13 protein-coding genes are annotated in these 15565 nt (G+C 53.7%); 10 read left to right on the top strand and 3 right to left on the bottom strand.

The genetic code is table 11. The features are described 5' to 3' along the window. Positions 1–155: 155 nt before the first annotated feature. Positions 156–809, bottom strand: coding sequence for a TetR family transcriptional regulator C-terminal domain-containing protein (locus tag AC2FNV_RS21850; RefSeq protein ID WP_254442668.1), 654 nt, complete (start codon positions 807–809; stop codon positions 156–158). Positions 810–930: 121 nt separating this feature from the next. Between AC2FNV_RS21850 and AC2FNV_RS21845 the strand changes: the two genes are divergently transcribed. The 8 genes from AC2FNV_RS21845 to AC2FNV_RS21810 are packed head-to-tail and all read left to right on the top strand — an operon-like array spanning position 931 to position 11011. Then, entirely contained in the window at positions 931–1788 is an 858-nt protein-coding gene (locus AC2FNV_RS21845) for an ABC transporter permease (protein ID WP_437436831.1), read from the top strand. After that, complete coding sequence (locus AC2FNV_RS21840; RefSeq protein ID WP_170608964.1) at positions 1785–2573, top strand: ABC transporter permease; 789 nt, start codon at positions 1785–1787, stop codon at positions 2571–2573. Before AC2FNV_RS21845 ends, AC2FNV_RS21840 begins: the two co-directional genes overlap by 4 nt. Beyond that, on the top strand, positions 2570–3667 hold the full coding sequence (locus AC2FNV_RS21835; protein WP_170481714.1) for an ABC transporter ATP-binding protein: 1098 nt from the start codon (positions 2570–2572) through the stop codon (positions 3665–3667). The genes AC2FNV_RS21840 and AC2FNV_RS21835 overlap by 4 nt, the downstream gene beginning before the upstream one ends. Before the next feature lie 17 nt (positions 3668–3684). Beyond that, entirely contained in the window at positions 3685–4746 is a 1062-nt protein-coding gene (locus AC2FNV_RS21830; protein ID WP_170608962.1) for an ABC transporter substrate-binding protein, read from the top strand. Between the two features lie 60 nt (positions 4747–4806). Next, complete coding sequence (locus AC2FNV_RS21825) at positions 4807–6870, top strand: oxidoreductase (RefSeq protein ID WP_170608970.1); 2064 nt, start codon at positions 4807–4809, stop codon at positions 6868–6870. Beyond that, a complete protein-coding gene (locus tag AC2FNV_RS21820) occupies positions 6867–8099 on the top strand; it encodes an aromatic ring-hydroxylating oxygenase subunit alpha (protein WP_170608960.1) in 1233 nt (410 codons plus the stop codon). Before AC2FNV_RS21825 ends, AC2FNV_RS21820 begins: the two co-directional genes overlap by 4 nt. Next, positions 8092–9654 (top strand): trimethylamine methyltransferase family protein, encoded by a 1563-nt coding sequence (locus tag AC2FNV_RS21815; protein ID WP_170608958.1) that lies wholly within the window; start codon positions 8092–8094, stop codon positions 9652–9654. Before AC2FNV_RS21820 ends, AC2FNV_RS21815 begins: the two co-directional genes overlap by 8 nt. Beyond that, positions 9647–11011: an aminotransferase gene (locus tag AC2FNV_RS21810; RefSeq protein ID WP_170608956.1), complete on the top strand. Its 1365-nt coding sequence runs from the start codon at positions 9647–9649 to the stop codon at positions 11009–11011. Before AC2FNV_RS21815 ends, AC2FNV_RS21810 begins: the two co-directional genes overlap by 8 nt. Positions 11012–11483: 472 nt before the next feature. Here AC2FNV_RS21810 and AC2FNV_RS21805 read toward each other — a convergent pair whose 3' ends face one another. Further along, complete coding sequence (locus tag AC2FNV_RS21805) at positions 11484–12386, bottom strand: LysR family transcriptional regulator (protein ID WP_170608954.1); 903 nt, start codon at positions 12384–12386, stop codon at positions 11484–11486. 159 nt (positions 12387–12545) lie between these two features. Here AC2FNV_RS21805 and AC2FNV_RS21800 point away from each other — a divergent pair, with 159 nt between their 5' ends. Both AC2FNV_RS21800 and AC2FNV_RS21795 read left to right on the top strand, forming a co-directional pair. Further along, positions 12546–12956 (top strand): GFA family protein, encoded by a 411-nt coding sequence (locus tag AC2FNV_RS21800; RefSeq protein ID WP_170611189.1) that lies wholly within the window; start codon positions 12546–12548, stop codon positions 12954–12956. 32 nt (positions 12957–12988) lie between these two features. After that, positions 12989–13183 carry a DUF1059 domain-containing protein gene (locus tag AC2FNV_RS21795; RefSeq protein ID WP_170482033.1) on the top strand — a complete coding sequence of 65 codons (195 nt, stop codon included), beginning with the start codon at positions 12989–12991 and terminating at the stop codon, positions 13181–13183. 396 nt (positions 13184–13579) lie between these two features. On the opposite strand, the gene araD is transcribed toward AC2FNV_RS21795, so the two are convergent. Beyond that, complete coding sequence (gene araD / locus AC2FNV_RS21790; RefSeq protein WP_217362423.1) at positions 13580–15313, bottom strand: L-arabinonate dehydratase; 1734 nt, start codon at positions 15311–15313, stop codon at positions 13580–13582. Positions 15314–15565: the final 252 nt, after the last annotated feature.

Genomic DNA, 15565 nt, shown 5'->3' with positions numbered 1-15565 from the left:
TGTACGTGATGCGCGCCGGGACATCTCTGAAAGTCGATCTGAAGGCCCATAAGCGATTTGTTAGAACTGGCCTGTAAAGCGGACAATCAGACAAGTTGCATCGAATGACCGAGAAGAGGCTTCGTATATATCGAAAATCTAAGCGTCGCTAGGGCTCACAACTTGAACTTGCCGGGGAAAAGGCCGCACAAAAATCTTCGGATAAGTTTAACAGAGCGCCGTCGCGAAAAGCCCTGCATATCTGTAAGATAATTCACCCACATACCCTCCATCAAAGCCAGCGTTCCACTAGTGGCATCGTCCACCAAGTTTGCGTCACGCCCGTTTTGTTGGGCTATTTCCGAGAATGCAAGCCGCAAGGTCTCGACAAGTCTGTGATCTTGAGTGCTGCTGTAGCGGGCAATGCCTGGGTTTGAGCTCGCGATGCCCCGGAATGCATGCCAGATTTTTGTACTTCTTGGATTGAGCAGAGCTTCGGACAGATCCGCCTCGATCACAGCCATCACTCGGTCTTCGGGCGACGCATCCGGGCCCAGATCGGTCATTCTGTCCATCTCGCAATAATATTGGGCACTGAAATGCTGGGCCGCTGCCGTCAGCAAATTATCCTTTCCCCCGAAATGCAAATGGATCATTCCGCGTGATAAACCAGAACGCTCGCAGATGCGGCTGACCGTGGTATCGGTAACTCCAATATCCGCGATAGTGTCCAGAGTCGCCTTGATCAGAAGCTGCTTTTTGGCCTCCGGATCACGCTTCGAACCACGCTTTCTTCCTTTTAAGCTTTCCACTTTATCCAATAATTCCATCTGCTTGGTGGTATCCCGCAGGTCTATCTCACAGGAAGATTGACACGAAAGACCGTTCTGGCGCAACATTTAATGGACGATCGTCCATTAGTGACTCGTGAAAATCGAGAAGGGAGGTGGGGTGATCTTTCGTAGCGAAGCATCCCGGGGCTATACCCTCAGCGCACCGGCCACCGCTTATGTGGGCTTTCTGGTGGCGGCTCCATTGTTGATCCTGATCGCCTATTCGTTCTGGACGCAAACCTACGTAACACTCGATAAGACGCCGACGCTCAAAAACTATAGCGACGCGTTTGCTGATCCTCTGGTTCGACACCTAATGCTAAGGTCGATCTGGATTGCAGGGGTGGTCACTGTCGCAACCGTCGCACTGGCTTATCCTATCGCCTATTTCATTGCGATGAAGGCACGGAAAAAGACCATCTGGCTTCTGCTCATCACTATTCCGTTCTGGTCCAGCTATCTCCTGCGCGTATTCGCCTGGAAACTCATCCTTGGGTTCAACGGTGTAATGAATTCTGCACTGCTGATGCTTGGTCTGATCGACGAACCGCTCGACTTCCTTCTCTACAATGAATTTGCAGTCGTGCTGACGCTTGCTCATGCCTGGGCACCATTTGCGATCCTGCCGATCTATGTTTCATTGCAGAAAATCGATCCAAGCCTGTTGGAAGCAGCCACCGACCTCGGCAACAGCCCTTTTCAACGCTTCGTGCGGGTGACGCTGCCGCTGACTATCCCAGGGATCATTGCTGCTTGCCTGATCATCTTTATCCCGACTGTAGGCGATTATGTAACGCCAGCACTGGTCGGCGGGTCGGACGGGAAGATGATCGCCAACCTTATTCAGGTGCAGTTCGGGGCCGCTAACAACTGGCCACTCGGCGCCACACTGTCACTGATCGCGATGCTGTCGGTTGGCTTTGTCGCCATAGTGTTCGTCATTACCGCCACCCGGCTTGGGAGGCGGATCAGATGAGACGTCCTTCGACCCTGACAGCCTACGCTTTTCTGTATTTGGTTTTTCTTTACCTGCCGGTTCTTTTTCTGCCCTTGTTTTCGTTCAACAGCGGCACAATCGTTGCCTTTCCGATCAAAGGCTGGACGCTGGACTGGTATCGGAAGCTTGGCGAGCAGGATACCTTGATCCAGGCCCTTTGGAATTCGCTTGGCGTTGGCACCGTCGTCGCACTTTTTTCTACCGCCATGGGATTGTTCGCTGCCCGAGCCTTTGTTAGGTACCGGTTTCGGGGTCAACGCGCTGCAGAAGGTCTGGTGATGCTGCCTTTGGTTATACCGGGCATTATCGTGGCTTCTTCAATGTTGGTTCTGTTTCTGTTTATCGGTCTCAAGCCGTCTTTGCTGACCGTCGTTCTGGGCCATACGTTTCTTGCGCTGCCGTTTTCCGTCTCGATCCTGAAGTCTGCGTTTGATGACTTCGATGCGTCGCTGGAGGAAGCATCTTACGATCTGGGCGTCGGCGTGTTCGACACTTTCCGCCGCGTGACGCTACCGGTCGTTTCCCCGGGTATCGTAGCCAGCTTGCTGGTCACGTTCACAGTCAGCTTCGACGAATTCGTCCTCGCCTTTTTTCTGTCCGGCAACCAGCCAACTTTGCCGGTTTATATCTGGAGCCAAATCCGTTTTCCCGCCAAGCTTCCCAATGTGCTGGCGCTAGGCTCCATCTTGCTGCTCACTTCGGTTCTACTTCTGGTGCTTGCCGAGTATTTCCGCCGCCGCTCATCCGCATCAGAGGTCCGATGACAGTCAGAAACATCATAGAACTCAGGGGCGTTGAAAAGCGCTATGGCCCATTCCTGGCGGCTAGCGGGATCAATCTTGATCTCAAAGAAGGTGAGTTTTTCTCACTCCTCGGTCCATCGGGATGTGGCAAGACCACGGTATTGCGGATGATCGCGGGATTCCAGGAGCCAACCAAAGGCACCGTGCTGATCGACGGCCATGATATGGAAGGTGTGCCTGCCAACAACCGTCCGACTAACATGGTATTTCAGAGCTACGCTATATTCCCGCACCTGAATGTTGGAAACAACGTGGCCTATGGATTGCGCGGCAAGGCCCCCAAGGCTGAGATCGACCAGCGCGTAGCCGAAGCCCTAGAAATGGTGGAGCTGGGCGGTCTTGAGGATCGCGGCGCAAGTGAGCTGTCAGGGGGGCAGCGGCAAAGGGTGGCGCTCGCCCGTGCGCTGATCATGCGACCCAAAGTGTTGTTGCTGGATGAGCCTTTGTCGGCTCTTGACAAGAAACTGCGCGAGCAGATGCAGTTTGAAATGCGTAACCTGCAGCAATCGCTAGGCATCACCTTTGTGATGGTCACACACGACCAATACGAGGCGATGACAATGTCCGACCGCATCGGCGTGATGTTCAATGGGCGGCTTAAGCAGGTGGATACGCCAACTACGCTTTACGCGCGGCCCTGCGATCAGCAGGTTGCCAGTTTCATCGGTGAGATGAACATTTTGCCAGCTCAGTTGCTGGAAGAAAGTGGCGGTACGCTTTCAATCGACGCGAAGGCCTTTGGTCAAATGGAGATTGAAAGGAATCCCAACGTCGCGACCAACGCCAGAGATATGAACATCGGCATTCGGCCAGAACAATTGGAAATCACCGCTGAAAAACCCGAGAACTATCCATCAACTGTTCAAGGCACGGTCAGCAATGTTGCATTCTACGGTGAGAATATTCACTACCACATTCAGGTTGCGGGAACCGACAAGCCGATCTCGGTCTCGGTTCCAAACTATTTTCACACGGTTGATTTCAATCGCGGCGACGCAGTTTGGCTGGGGCTTCAGGAAGCCAGTGTGATCGATCTTGGTTCCAACACAGAATAAATCAATGGGAGGATAAAATGAAACTTCAAGGAATAGCGGCCTTCGCATGTGCGACGGCTATAAGTACAGGAAGCGCCAGTGCCGGTGGAGCTGATCTAACGGTGTTTGACTGGTCGGGATATGAAGACCCGGGCTTTTTTGCCAGCTACATGGAAAAATACGGGAATGAGGCGCCAAGCTATTCTTATTTTGGAAGTCAGGAAGAAGCCTTTACGAAACTGAGTTCGGGTTTCACGGCTGATTTAGCGCATCCTTGTTCCGACGCAGTCCGGAAATGGGTCGCAGCCGATCTGATTCAGCCGCTGGACGAAAGCAAACTGACCAATTGGGCCGATGTACTGCCCGAAATCAAGGAAGTCGACGCCATCGTTCTGGACGGCAAGCTTTATATGTTGCCGTTCGAGTGGGGAAATACCGGTCTTATCTATCGCACCGACAAAATCTCTACTGACGATATCTCGCTGCAATTGCTGGCGGACCCGGCCTATGCAGGTAAGATCGCCATCCCGGATGCCGCGTCATCTGCATATGCCCTGGCTGCGCTGGCCACTGGAAACGCGGATGACTACACCAATCTGAGCGAAGAGCAATTCAAGGAAGCATCTGATTTCCTGCGCTCGATACACCCGAACATGCGCTTTTACTGGTCCGATGCAGGTCAGTTTGACCAGGCCATGACCAGCGGTGAGATCGAAATGGGTTGGGCCTGGAACCAGTCAGAACTGAACCTGATCTGGAACGAGGTGCCCGCAGCTATGATGCGAGACGTCGACAAAGGTATCGCGACCTGGGCGTGCGGCTATGTGCATCTGAAATCATCCACGACACCGGTCGATCAGGTATATGATCTGTTGAACGCGCTTACTGACCCGGCCAGCGGTCAGTATATCATCGACAACTGGGGGTACCCACATTCCAACGCAAAAGCGTTCGAAGTTGCCGATCAGGCCAACATCGAAGCCTATGGTTTCTCCGATCCAAAAAGCTTTTTCGAAGGCAGCTTGTTCTTTGATGCGGTCAACCCCGAGCTTGAGGCAAAAATGCTGGCGGAGTTCGAACGGATCAAAGCCGGCTTCTAATACAACCACATTTCCGGGGTCGTTGGGCTCTGGATCCCAAATACAGGAAAACGCGTGAACATGTTGGACGCGAACCCATATTCTATGCTCTTGGAACCGGTTCAGATCGGGCCAGTCACAGCCAGGAACCGCTTCTATCAAGTGCCTCATTGCACTGGGCTGGGACACCTCCGGCCACGGGCAGATGCTGCCGTCCGTGGGATGAAAGCAGAAGGCGGTTGGGCGGTAGTTTCCAATCAGGAGACCGAGATTCACCCGACCTCTGACCTGTCTCCTTTTGCCGAAGGGCGGTTGTGGGACGGGCGCGATGTGCCCGCGTTGCGGCTGATGACGGATGCGGTACATGCACATGGTGCACTGGCGGCAATCCAGCTGGTTCACAATGGCAATCATGCGCAAAACCTGTTGACCCGCGCTCCAGTTCTTGCACCTTCCGAGATGTCCGTCGACACGACGCATCCCAAGCAGGCGCAGGCTATGGATAAGGCCGATATTCGGGAATTCCGCCGTTGGCACCGCGAAGCTGCCTTGCGCGCGAAAGACGCCGGATTTGACATCATTTACGTCTATGCCGGACACAACATGACTTTGGCGCAACATTTCATGCTGCCGCATATGAACCAGCGTAGCGATGAATATGGTGGGTCGCTCGAAAATCGTGTGCGTCTGACACGTGAACTGCTGGAAGATACCCACGAAACCGTAGGCGACAGCTGCGCCGTGGCATTTCGCTTTGCCATTGATGAGATGATGGGTACCGGGGGCATGCAGGCCACAGAAGAAGGCCGCGCCGTTGTCGAGCTGTTGGCCAACCTTCCTGACCTATGGGATGTTAATGTGGCCGACTGGTCCAATGACAGCGCCACAACGCGTTTTCAGCCTGAAGACGGGTATCAGAATGCGTTTTTGTCCCACGTCAAACAGTTCACACGGAAACCGGTGGTTGGTGTCGGTCGTTTGACGTCCCCCGACATGATGCTGTCGATGGTCAAAAAGGGAATTGTCGACCTTATCGGGGCTGCGCGACCTTCCATTGCGGACCCGTTCATTCCGAAAAAGATCGAAGAGGGTCGCATTGACGAAATCCGTGAATGTATCGGCTGTAATATCTGCGTGTCCTCGGACAATCTGGGCATTCCGATCCGCTGCACTCAAAATCCCACAATGGGCGAGGAATGGCGGCGCGGTTGGCACCCCGAGATTATCGCACCAAAGAAGAGCAACGCGGATACTTTGGTTATTGGCGGTGGCCCTGCCGGTCTTGAATGCGCGATGCAATTGGCAAGGCGTGGATACCAGGTGACTTTGGCCGAAGCGGCAGCTGAATTGGGCGGCAGGGTTGGAAAAGAAGCCAAACTTCCCGGCCTCGCAGCTTGGTCCCGCGTCGTCGATTATCGCCTGAACGATCTGAAACAGCGCGGAAACGTCCAATTATTCACCGACAGCAGGCTTGATGGCGATCAGGTGGCAGAGCTTGGCGTCGAACACGTCTTTGTGGCTACCGGCAGCCATTGGCGCACCGACGGCATGGGCCGTAGCACGCAACGCCATATGCCTCAGATCGAGCAAAGCGCCAATGTGCTGACGCCTGATGACATCTTGAACGGCCTTCTGCCTCCGGATGGGCCGGTGATGATCTATGATGATGACCACATCTATCTGGCAGGAGTGATCGCCGAAAAACTGGCGACTGCAGGATACCAAGTGGTCTTTGTCACCCCGGAGAGTTTGGTCTCAGCTTACGCCGTAAATACTTTGGAGCAGCCTCGTATTCAGGCCCGTCTGATCGAGCTTGGCATCGACATTCGCTGCAATCAGGTATTCGCCGCTGCTGAAGGTGACATGGCGAGCATCCGGTGTACCTTTACAGGTCGAGAAACGAATGTACCGTGTGCCTCGACAATTCTGGTCACCGAACGCCAGCGTGAGACGACGCTTTATGACAGCTTGCGCTGGCTCGGGTTGAAAACCCTCGAACTTATTGGCGATGCCGCGTCTCCGGGACTGATTGTGGACGCAGTCTTCGCGGGCCACCGCGCGGCCCGCAATTTTGAACGCCCCAAGGCAGAAGCAGACCAGGATTGGTTTCGCCGCGAGATAATCGATTTGGAGGAAACGAGATGAACAGCCGACCGTTTGAGTTGGATGCGTTAATAGCCTCGCACCAGTACGGCCACGCCCTGCCGCGCGGTTTCTATACCTCGCAAGACATCTATGACTATGACATCGCCCGCGTCTGGAACCGCAACTGGCTTTGGGCAGGGCATGTCAGCCAAATCCCAAACTCCGGCGACTACTTCCTGTTCGACTATGGCCCCGAGAGCATCATCATTGTTCGCGACCGCGATGGTGATGTTCGCGCCCACCTGAATGTCTGCCGCCATCGTGGATCTCGCGTCTGCACTGAACAATCCGGCAGCTCCCGTGTTCTTGTTTGCCCCTATCACGCTTGGACATATGAGCTATCGGGAAAACTTCGCGCAAGCCATAACATGGGGGAACATTTTGACCCGTCCAAATTCGGGCTCTTTCCCGTTCAGGTGAGTGTCTTCAAAGGCTTGATCTTTGTCTGTGCCGATGCAAATACACCATCGCTTGATCCTGTCCTCAGCCAACTTTCGCCACTTGTCGAGCCCTATGGCTTTGAAGATCTGAAAGTAGCGCATACAGCGTCATTTCCCGTTCCGGCGAATTGGAAACTAGCGGTGGAGAACTATCTGGAATGCTACCACTGCGGGCCAGCCCACAAAGAGTATTCTCGTTCCCATAGCCTGAAATCGCCGCAAGACATGGTTGGCTTGATCGAACCGCTAAAGGCGAGGGCTGTGGAAGTTGGGCTGTCACCTGATGAATTGGCGCTTGTCAGCGACGCTGCACTCACCCCGTTCACCAGCGGGTACTATCGGCGATATCCGCTTTATCCAGGCTACAAAACCGGCAGCAAATCGGGCGAGGCGCTTGCGCCATTGCTTGGAACGTTGAAAGGCTTCGACGGTGGCGCAACTGACTTTGACATTGGTCCTTTGAATTGGTTCCTTATTTATTCGGATCACATGGTCGGCTACCGCTTCATTCCGCTAGGCTTACAGGAAACCGACATTCAGGTGGTCTGGCTAGTTCGCGCTGACGCCGAAGAAGGGCAAGACTACAACAAAGAAAACCTGACCTGGCTTTGGCATGTCACATCTTTGGATGACGAACGCATCATTCGCTACAACCAGTCCGGCGTAAATTCTCAATACTTCCAACCGGGTCCCTTGGGCGAAATGGAAACGTCGATCCAGGACTTTTACGATTTCTATTTCACCATGATCAGCCCGGAACCAGAACAAAGGATGGCGGGCAATGGCTGAGGCGAAATCACGCCGTCGCGGTGGAGGCGGGCGCGCCGCGCGCATAAAGGTTCAACAGGCGACCACGGGCAATGAGGCCGTACGTGGGGGCCTAAGTGGCGGGCGCTACAAACCGCTGACCCAAGCAGATATGGAGAACATCCACCAAGCGGCCTTGACCGTTCTGGAAAACACCGGCGTTAACGACCATTTTCCGGAATTGCTTGATCTGGTGCTGCCCAAGGGCGCGGTGATGAATGACCTCAATCGGCTGTGCTTCCCCCGAGCCTTGATGGAAGACATCCTGGATGGTGCTGCCAAGGAGTTTTATGTCTATGCCCGCGGAGAGCGTGAAGGCAAAGACGACATGCATTGCTCGGCAGAGAGCGTTTACTTCGCCAACTCCGGAACCGCCGTCACCACCTTCGATTCCCAGACCAAATCTTATCGCCCTTCGGTCCTGCGCGATGTGTATGATTTCACCCGTCTAGTGGACCGTTTGGACAACATCCATATGCTGGGCGATACGGTTTTGGCCACCGATGTGATCGATGATTTCGCCCACGATATGAACACCATATATGCAATGCTCGCAGGCAGCCAAAAGCCTGCCTGTCTGACCTTTCGCGACCGCAGTCATATCCCGCATGCCATCCGCATGTTTGACTTGGCCCAGGGTGGTGAAGGTGCTTTCATGAAAAAGCCAAGCGTCATTTTTGGCGGCTGTCCAATGGTTTCGCCCCTGCGGATCGGTAAGGAAAATATGGAGATCCTGATTGATACCGCCAAACTTGGCCTGACTGTCGATCTGGCTGTGCCTCCTCAAGCCGGGGCCACAGCCCCTGCTACGCTTGCGGGTACACTTGTACAAACCGTGGCCGAAACGCTGGCCTGCGTTGCCATCGTAAATCTCATCAAACCAGGCTGTCCGGTCTGCTTTGCCGCCTGGCCCTTCATCACAGATTTGCGCAGCGGTTCATTCACCGGTGGCAGCGGCGAACAGGCTCTGATTGGCGCGGCTGCCATTCAAATGGGTAATTTCTATGGCCTTCCCACATCCGTTGGCGCAGGCATGACCGATGCCAAAATACCCGACGCGCAATACGGCTTAGAAAAGGCGCTGACCTTCACGCTTGCTGCTCATGCCGGTGCCAATCGCCTTTGCGAGTTTGGCGGTATGATCGGCAGCCTCATGGGATGTAGTTTTGAAAGTATGGTCATCGATGACGAAGCGGGCGGAATGATACTGCGATCGTTGCGCGGGATAGAGGTCACGGATGAAACCATGGCTGTGGATGTGATCCACCAGTGCGCCATCGACCCTGGTCATTTCCTCGGTAACCCCCACACGCTAAACTATATGAACAGCGAGTTCGTCTATCCGCGACTTATGGATCGGGAGCGTACAGACACATGGGAAAACGAAGGCAAAACAGATTTGTTGGACCGCGCCCGTGACAAAGCCAATTCTATTCTAAACAGTCATTTCCCTAACTATTTCGGCGCTTTGGACACTCAGGTGCGCGAAGAATTCCCCATTGTAATGAGTGCAGAAAGCATGAACTATCATGGATAACTCTAACGCCAAACAATGGGACAACGATCACTTCCTGCACCCGTGGGAAGGGATGGAAGCTTTGGGCAAAAACAACCGCACTTTTGTCGAAAGTGCCAGCGGCATCCATGTAGTGAACGAAAAAGGCGAACGCTTGATTGACGGACCGGGAGGCATGTGGTGCACCCAGATCGGCTATGGGCGAGAGGAGATGGCCGAGGCCATGGCTCATCAAGCTCGGAGCCTTGCCTATTTCTCGCCCTTCAACAACACCAACACGACTGCTGTGCGGTTCGCACGCGAAATCGCCAAACGTGCGCCGGGCGATTTGAACAATGTCTTTTTTACCACCGGCGGTTCGACCGCGGTGGATACGGCTATCCGATTTGTCCATTTTCGAAATAACCTTATGGGTCGTCCCGAGAAAAAGAAAATCATTTCAAGGCAAAAGGCCTATCATGGAAGCACCTACTTGGCGGCCAGCGTCAGTGGAAAAGAGCGTGACCGGCTTTGGCTCGACAAGGCCGATGACCTCGCGCATTTCCTGCCGGACGTAAACCCGCTCTATCGTGCGCCAGGTCAAAGCGAAGAAAGCTTTCTGACAGAGAAAATTTCTGATCTTGAAAACGCTATTGTGGCACTTGGCCCAGAAAATGTTGCCGCTTTTATCGCCGAACCGGTTCTGGCATCTGGCGGCGTTATCGTGCCGCCAAATGGATATCACGAAGGCTGCCTAAAAATCTGCAAGAAGTATGATGTTCTATATATCTCCGACGAAGTGGTGACAGCTTTTGGGCGATTAGGCCATTGGTTTTCGTCTGAGGCAGTTTTCGGCATTCAGCCAGACATAATAACTTGTGCCAAAGGAATGACATCTGGGTACGCGCCGATGGGTGCCGCGATTATTTCTGACCGATTGATCGCCGATGTTGCGGGAAAAGATGCTACCTTCTCAAATGGTTATACCTATTCTGGTCACCCAGTTAGCGCGGCTGCGGGTTTGAAGAGCATTGAGATCATTGAACGGGAAAAACTTCTCGAACACGTTCGAATGGTCGCTCCGGTTTTTCAGGATCAACTGCAGCAGTTGCGTCAGATCGGCATCGTTGCCGACGTGCGTGGGATGGGTTTAATGGGTTGCGTTCAATGCTCAGTTGACGGTGATCCTCGGAGCGAGCTGGGACACGACTACGAGATTGGTGGCCAGATCGATATAGAATGCCAAAAACGGGGGTTATTAGTTCGACCGGTTATCAACATGTGTGTTCTTTCGCCGCCCCTTATCATTAGCGAAAACGAAATTATAAATATGTTTTCTGTCTTGCGCGAAGGGCTTGAAGCGACAAGCACGTGGCTTGGCGGATTCGGTGACCAATGAAAAGCATGCAACTCCGTTGCGAGTGTAAGCAGGTTGGGATGCCACTGCAAAATTTGGATTCCACGTTCAATGTCCGCAATGGGCCGCCAGCTAGAATTTGAAAACTCCGCTTTCTGCGCAACGCTGTAATTGGGGCACCGCGCAGCATCGGTCAAAGTGGGCTCAGCGCGGTAATTCGTAGAAATGCCGCGAGCGAACGCTATGCGAACGAAGCCACCGGCCGACGTTTCTCGGCCACTGTTTGCAAACGACCCCAAGCCAACATTCAACTTGCTTTCTCATTTCTGCATTTGCAGCCAAGGTTTCGGATATACTTCTGCGGACTTCATTGGATGCATACACAAGGGTCAGGCCTGTTTTACGGCGTGGGCGAGGACGCGGAGTACGTAGTCAATCACCTGATTTCCAATTCAAACAAACAAGGTGAACGACAGCATCAAGCCTAGCTTGGATCGAAGATTTGCAACTTTGACTAGATCAATTTTTGAGAACTGTGCGCGGATACAACTTGAGACTGAGAAATAAGCCAGTTGACGAACACCTTAGCCTCGGGACGCTGAAATTCTGCCTGCGTCTGGATGTAGTAGACGCCGAAGAGTGGCTCAGAGAACAATTCAATCATCCGACCAGATGACAAATCTTCTTCAAAAAAAGCTCTGGCAGAATACGTGATACCGTCACCCCGGCGAACTGCGGTCATGATCAGGTTCCCCGGCATGTGGTTAATGGTCAATGGCTCGGCAGGAACGACCCCGTGATAGGTAAACCAGTCAGCCGCTTCGTTAGTGCCCAGTTCCTGTAACCAGGGCAATTTCGTTAGAGAGGCCGGATCACGTAGGTCTTGGCCTCCCACCAATGAAGGCGCACCAATTACGACCATGTCCGAGACAAGGACAGTGTCTTCCTCTTTTCTTGGCATGCGTCTATCGCGATACCGAATGGCGACATCGATACCACCCGGGAGTATCTGTACCAGCTCCGAGGTTGGGTTCAGCATTAGAGTGATCTCTGGGTGCTGGCGTTGAAACTCTGCCATTCTCGGCAATAGCCACTCCACTGCGAACGCCGGAGACATAGTTACTTGAACGGGACGGTGCGCTGCATGTTCCGCCAGTCGTTCGACACCCCTTCCGATAATTTCAAAGCCGATACCCAGTTCGCGTGCAAGAATGATGCCTGGTTCTGTCAATTCAATGCTGCGCCCACGTCTGGAAACGAGAGCTACACCCAAATGCTTCTCCAACGATTTCACCTGTTGACTGACTGCCGCTTGGGTCACGTTCAAGCGTTCAGCCGCCACGGTGTAACTTCCAGCTTCCGCAACCGCTGAGAAAGCGCGCAAAGCGTTCATCGGGGGAAGGTGCAACCAATCCATACAGTAGATTTTCTAATGTTTAGTTAGACTATTTGAGTCGCATGATATCGGCATTCTTGACATTATTCACGGTGAAATCTGTTTTGGGATTATGAAATATGAGAGCAGACGCTTCGTTATCGATGTCAACCTAGCCGCAAGTCATGAGAGTTTGTTACGATGGAAAAACTTCAAGGTGGATGTTACTGTGGAGCTGTTCGATACCAGATAGCAAACCCACCGGGGTGGTCGGGTCATTGCCATTGCCGTTCATGCCAAATGGCTCTTGGCGGCGCCTTTGTAACTTGGGCTAAGGTAGCCGCCGAAGACTTCGCAGTTATCAAAGGCGAAATCCAATACGTTGAGAAAACTCCGGGTATTCGCCGCGGGTTTTGTCGTGACTGTGGAACGACGTTGACCTATGCCGCCCTACATGAAGTTGAGGGCCAAGACTGGAGCGCTGACGCGTGGTTTTCTGCTGTGACGTTGGATGACCCATCGATTGCACAACCCAAAGCCCATATTTTTGTTTCACATCAGCAGCCATGGATAAAACTTGACGATGGGCTGCCGACGTTTCCTGAGTTCTGAATAGCTTTCTTGCGCAATAGGAGGAGAATACGATGGACATTGCCTATTCATATGCCTGCAAGGATTGCGAGGGCATGGAAGCCTGCCCTGGAAAAGTGGTTGCAGCGACCAAGGACGAAGTATGGAAACTCATGGAACTGCACGCGGTGGTCGCACACGGAGAAGATCCCAGCTCGTGGGACGCCGACACTCGAGAATATCTGGGAACATTGATTAAACCCGCTTGATCAATTCTGTGGAGCATCGACACTCAACGAAATCTCGGCCTTGAAGCTCTGTTTGAATCGCTTGTCGGCGAGCGGCGACTTTGTTGCGAAGGACAGGTTTGGTCTGCCAACCAGCTAATCATGCACACTGCTGGGATCGGCAGCTCTGAGCCCAACTGGGACGTCCGTCTCAAGCGCAGTATTGGACAGGATGGTCGGAAAGCGGTCGTTCGGTGTCATGTCCCGACGCCAGCTATGCGGACAAACTTTTCATTGCGCTTGGTTTTTCGAAGCCCCGTGACTTTGGTTTCGTCCCAGCCAGAAAAAATAGTTCAAGGTCTTTCCGATCGCATTGCGCGTCCTTTGATGCTGTTGGAAATCGAGGCGAACCAGCCAAGACGCCACAGAGTGCGCGAACTAGAATATGTCCGGTTCCGGCACCGGCCCTCCGAAATTGCGCCTGAGGAAGTCGAAGTCACATCCTTTGTCCGCCTGTTCAATGTGTCGCGAAAACAACCAGCCGTATCCACGTTCATATCGAGGTTCGTGCGGCGTCCATGCGGCGCGGCGGCGGTCGAGCTCGTCGTCGGGAACTTTCAGGTTCAACGAGCGGTTCGGCACATCCAACTCTATGATGTCACCAGATTCGACGAGCGCCAGCGGGCCGCCAACAAACGCTTCTGGTGCTACGTGGAGGATGCACGCTCCAAAGGATGTGCCAGACATGCGAGCGTCCGATAGGCGGACCATGTCGCGATGACCCTGATTCAGCAGGGCTTGCGGCATCGGAATCATGCCCCATTCCGGCATTCCAGGACCACCTTGCGGTCCAGCGTTGCGCAGGATCAATACATGATCCGGCGACATTGGATAGTTCGGGTCTTCTATGATTGACTTCAGCTCGGGATAGCTGTCTGCAACTATCGCCGGGCCGGAATGGGTCATGAATTTCGGATCCATCGCGGCAGGTTTAATAACTGCGCCGTCCGGGGCTAGGTTTCCCTTAAGCACTGCCAGCGAACCCTCATGATAAACAGGATTGGACAGGGGGCGAATAACATCGGGATGATAGTTGCGAGCGCCTTTAATGCCTTCCCCCAGAGTTTTTCCAGTAACGGTTGTCACGGATAAATCCAGCTTCTCACTCAGTTCGCGCATCAACGCCTGCAAACCACCCGCATAGAAGAAATCTTCCATCAAGTAATCGGACCCGGAAGGACGGATATTGGCGATGACCGGGGTCGAACGCCCGACCTCGTCCAAATCTTCCAACGTCAGCGGCACGCCTGCACGCCGCGCCATTGCGATCAGGTGGATGATTGCATTGGTTGAACACCCTGTGGCCATTGCCACCATCACCGCGTTTCGGGTGCTGGCAGGTGTCATGATTTTGTCAGGGGTCAGATCCTCCCACACCATGTCGACGATCCGACGACCACAGGCAGCGGCCATGCGTTTATGGCCAGCATCAGGCGCAGGGATGGAGGAAGCGCCGGGCAATGTCAGTCCCCAGCCATCGGCGATTGACATCATTGTGGCGGCGGTTCCCATCGTCATGCAGGTGCCGTAACTTCGCGCGATGCCACTTTCTATTCCATGCCAATCTTCCTTTGAAATGTTGCCTGCGCGCCGTTCGTCCCAATACTTCCAAGTGTCGGTGCCTGACCCCAACTTCTCCCCGGCATAATTGCCGCGCAGCATGGCGCCCGCTGGCAGGAAAATGAAAGGCAGCCCCATGGAAACTGCCCCCATGACCAAGGCCGGTGTAGATTTGTCACAGCCCCCCATCAAGACGGCCCCATCCACCGGATGCGACCTTAAGGCTTCTTCCACCTCCATCGCACCCAGATTTCGGTAAAGCATTGATGTCGGTTTCAAAAATTGCTCAGCAAAATCCATGACCGGCAACTCTACCGGCATCCCGCCAGCCTGCAACACACCGCGTTTCACCCATTCGGCCCGGTCGCGTAAGTGGTGGTGACACGGGGATAGGTCGGACCAGGTATTCAGTATCGCGATAACCGGTTTGCCCTCCCAGTCTTCATCGCACAACCCCATCTGGCGGGCACGGGAGCGATGTCCCATCGAACGCAAGTCATCCGGCGCAAACCACCGCGCCGAGCGCAGATCTTTGGTTGTCTTTTTGGTCATCAGTGCACCTCTATTTCGCGAAACCTTGCAGAAATAAACAAAGGGTGTCGAGTCCGGTCTCGGGTCTTAATTTTTGATTCGACCCGGCCATTCCGCGATTTCTGCATCCGATTGCAAAAATCTGTTGACGCAGGTGGCAGAGTCTTGTCAGAAGAACTTTGCTAGAGCGGGGCAGGGGGTTTGCGTAGCGTTGGAGAATGACCAAACCTGCCTCCTTCAAGTACTTCAAAACCAGTCCCGAGATCATCCGCC

It is taken from the genome of Ruegeria sp. BHSA163 (assembly GCF_059613365.1).
This window is presented reverse-complemented; position numbering and strand designations above follow the sequence as displayed.

Coding starts and splice junctions, on each gene's coding strand:
- AC2FNV_RS21835 (WP_170481714.1), top strand. CDS start 2,570: ATGACAGTCAGAAACATCATAGAACTCAGGGGCGTTGAAAAGCGCTAT.
- AC2FNV_RS21800 (WP_170611189.1), top strand. CDS start 12,546: ATGGAAAAACTTCAAGGTGGATGTTACTGTGGAGCTGTTCGATACCAG.
- AC2FNV_RS21810 (WP_170608956.1), top strand. CDS start 9,647: ATGGATAACTCTAACGCCAAACAATGGGACAACGATCACTTCCTGCAC.
- AC2FNV_RS21805 (WP_170608954.1), bottom strand. CDS start 12,386: ATGGATTGGTTGCACCTTCCCCCGATGAACGCTTTGCGCGCTTTCTCA.
- AC2FNV_RS21795 (WP_170482033.1), top strand. CDS start 12,989: ATGGACATTGCCTATTCATATGCCTGCAAGGATTGCGAGGGCATGGAA.
- AC2FNV_RS21825 (WP_170608970.1), top strand. CDS start 4,807: ATGTTGGACGCGAACCCATATTCTATGCTCTTGGAACCGGTTCAGATC.
- AC2FNV_RS21830 (WP_170608962.1), top strand. CDS start 3,685: ATGAAACTTCAAGGAATAGCGGCCTTCGCATGTGCGACGGCTATAAGT.
- AC2FNV_RS21850 (WP_254442668.1), bottom strand. CDS start 809: ATGGAATTATTGGATAAAGTGGAAAGCTTAAAAGGAAGAAAGCGTGGT.
- AC2FNV_RS21820 (WP_170608960.1), top strand. CDS start 6,867: ATGAACAGCCGACCGTTTGAGTTGGATGCGTTAATAGCCTCGCACCAG.
- AC2FNV_RS21815 (WP_170608958.1), top strand. CDS start 8,092: ATGGCTGAGGCGAAATCACGCCGTCGCGGTGGAGGCGGGCGCGCCGCG.
- AC2FNV_RS21840 (WP_170608964.1), top strand. CDS start 1,785: ATGAGACGTCCTTCGACCCTGACAGCCTACGCTTTTCTGTATTTGGTT.
- araD (WP_217362423.1), bottom strand. CDS start 15,313: ATGACCAAAAAGACAACCAAAGATCTGCGCTCGGCGCGGTGGTTTGCG.